Raw genomic sequence first — 1,867 nt, 5'->3', positions numbered from 1 at the left:
CAGCATTCTTCCCTTGTATTGGTACAAACTTGATAAAAAACAAATGGATCAAATCGCAGTCGAATTGGAAATCCGAGAACTAGAAGAAGATTAATGAATTGAGGCAAGGCATTTTGTAAGGAAATCTATAGTAATTAGTCAAAGAAAAGAAGGCAAGCGGATATTTACCTGTAAGATTTCATTGCAATTGCAGTGGGATCTTTTTTTTTGCACTTTAAATTAAAAATGTGTGATTCATATTTAATCAGAGGCTAAATTGATTTATTTTATGATAAAAATGTGTGATTTAGTTTTATTCATAAAGTTGAGAGCAAAAGCGCAATTCATAATAGAATAATCTTGTAAGCGATAACCAAAAGGAGGAAATAACATGAATAAATTAAAATTCGGAATCATCGGCTGCGGAGGAATCGCCAACGGGAAGCATTTCCCGGCATTGGCTAAATTATCGGATAAAGTGGAAATCGTGGCTTTCTGTGACACGGTCATCGAACGGGCTGAAAAAGCGGCCAAGGAATATGGTACAGCGGATGCTTTAGTAACGGAAGACTACAAAGCGCTTTTGGCTAGAGAAGACATTGATGTCATCCATGTGTTGACACCGAATATTTCCCACTCATACATCACGGTTGATGCCTTGGAGGCAGGGAAACATGTCATGTGCGAAAAACCAATGGCGATCAACTATGCAGAGGCTAAAGAAATGCTGGATGCTGCTCAACGCACCGGCAAAAAATTGACGATCGGCTACCAGAACCGTTTCCGTGCCGATTCCTTAGCTACTTACGATGCTTGCAGCAAAGGCGAATTGGGCGATATCTACTTCGCTAAGGCGCATGCCATCCGCCGCAAAGGCGTTCCTACCTGGGGAGTATTCCCTGATAAATCAAAACAAGGCGGTGGCCCGCTGATCGATATCGGCACGCATGCCTTGGACTTGACGCTTTGGTACATGAACAACTACAAACCAAAATCAGTACTAGGATCAACTTATCAAAAACTGAAGGACAATCCGATGGCGAACATGTTCGGCCCTTGGAATCCGGATACTTTCGAAACGGAAGACTCGGCTTTCGGACTGATCAAAATGGAAAACGGCGCGACCATCTTCCTGGAGGCTGCTTGGGCGCTCAACATGATCAACCCGAAAGAAGCTCAGGTTACCCTTTGCGGAACTGAAGGCGGAGCAGAAATGTTCGGAAAAGCTTTCATCGATCAGGGCTATGTCGTCTTCAATAAAGCAGCCCACAATCAATTGGAACAGACGCAACCATCCGATGCCGGCGGTGTGTTCGGATTCGAAGGGGCTACCTTGGAACAACGTGATGCTGAAGCCAAACAGTGGGTGGATGCGATCCTGAATGACACAGATCCAATGGTGAAACCTGAACAAGCGATCGTCGTGACCCAAATCCTGGAAGCAATCTACAAATCAGCTGAGACAGGACAAGTCGTTGAATTTGATTAAGCTTGGGAGGAACAGTAATGGAGCATAAGATTAAGCGTGGCGTTTCTGCATATAGCTATAACAAAGTGTTCGGAGTCTCAATGGATCTTGATGACATTATGCAAGACATCTGCGACACGGGAGCTACTGGAATTGAGATCTTGGCAAATTCACATATCGTCAAATATCCTGATGTTACTGATGCTTGGATTGATGACTGGCACCAAAAATTGAATCACTTTAAATTGGAACCAGCGGAATATGGTCACTGGGTTGAATCCCGTTTATATAAAGGCAGGGAACTCACTACTAAAGAAAGCATCGCTATGCTTGAGCGAGATTTCAAAATTGCAAACAAGCTAGGATTTAAGGTTTTAAGAACAAAATTAGGCGTTATTGATGATACCCTTACCCCTGTAT

At 43.2% G+C, this 1,867-nt stretch carries 1 protein-coding gene and 1 pseudogene; both read left to right on the top strand.

Features of this window, described 5'->3' with window-relative positions:
- Positions 1-370: 370 nt before the first annotated feature.
- Positions 371-1,468 (top strand): Gfo/Idh/MocA family oxidoreductase, encoded by a 1,098-nt coding sequence (locus WBV27_RS10000; RefSeq protein WP_319217700.1) that lies wholly within the window; start codon positions 371-373, stop codon positions 1,466-1,468.
- A 17-nt stretch (positions 1,469-1,485) separates the two neighbouring features.
- A pseudogene (locus WBV27_RS09995) lies at positions 1,486-1,867 on the top strand (sugar phosphate isomerase/epimerase family protein); the annotation flags it as partial.

Source organism: Trichococcus sp., assembly GCF_049589555.1.
Lineage (GTDB): Bacteria > Bacillota > Bacilli > Lactobacillales > Aerococcaceae > Trichococcus.
This window is presented reverse-complemented; position numbering and strand designations above follow the sequence as displayed.

Coding starts and splice junctions, on each gene's coding strand:
- WBV27_RS10000 (WP_319217700.1), top strand. CDS start 371: ATGAATAAATTAAAATTCGGAATCATCGGCTGCGGAGGAATCGCCAAC.